This is a genomic window from Herbaspirillum sp. B65, from assembly GCF_000333555.1.
Taxonomy (GTDB): Bacteria; Pseudomonadota; Gammaproteobacteria; order Burkholderiales; family Burkholderiaceae_D; genus Herbaspirillum; species Herbaspirillum rubrisubalbicans.
Genome location: NZ_BADI01000160.1, coordinates 1 through 856, shown reverse-complemented (window position 1 = coordinate 856; position 856 = coordinate 1). Strand labels below are relative to the sequence as shown.

1 protein-coding gene is annotated in these 856 nt (G+C 65.2%); it reads left to right on the top strand.

The features are described from left to right. Positions 1 to 38 precede the first annotated feature (38 nt). Positions 39 to 856 (top strand): biotin synthase BioB (gene bioB / locus I5W_RS04130; RefSeq protein ID WP_083893454.1); only part of this gene is annotated, 818 nt, incomplete at its 3' end.

The following is an 856-nucleotide window of genomic DNA, read 5'->3' as shown; positions in this document are numbered from 1 at the left end:
GCTTTTCTGCGTTTTCACTTTCGGAACGGATTTTATCTATGAGCCAGTGCACCTCCGCCCTCCCCACCCAGGCCAGCGCACCGCTGCATTTCCACCGGCCGGCCAGCGCCATCGACAGCCGCGCCACCGAAGCCCTGTTCGCCCTACCCTTCCTTGATCTGCTATACCAGGCCCAGAGCGTGCATCGCCAGCATCACCCGGCCAACCAGGTGCAGCTATCGAGCCTGTTGTCGATCAAGACCGGCGGCTGCGCCGAGGATTGCGGCTATTGCTCGCAGTCGGCCCATCACCAGGATGCCGGCGTGCCAGCCAGCAAGCTCATGGCCGTGGACGATGTGGTGCAGGCCGCCCAGGCCGCCCGCGCACAAGGCGCGACGCGCTTTTGCATGGGCGCGGCATGGCGCAATCCCAAGCAACGCGACATGGCCGCGCTCACCGACATGGTCACCCAGGTGCGCGCACTCGGCCTGGAAACCTGCATGACCCTGGGGATGCTGGAACAAGCCCAGGCCGAGGCGTTAAAAGACGCCGGCCTGGACTACTACAACCACAACCTCGACACCGCTCCCGATTTCTATGAGCAGGTCATTTCCACCCGCAGCTACCAGGACCGGCTCGATACCCTGCAACGGGTGCAGCAAGCCGGCCTGAACGTGTGCTGCGGCGGCATCATCGGCATGGGCGAGACGCGCGCCCAGCGCGCCGGATTGATCGCGCAACTGGCCAGCCTGCCGGTGCCGCCGCAATCGGTGCCGATCAATCACCTGGTACCGATTGCCGGCACGCCGCTGCAAGACGTGGCGCCGCTGGATGAATTCGAATTCGTGCGCACCGTGGCGGTGGCCCGCATCACCTG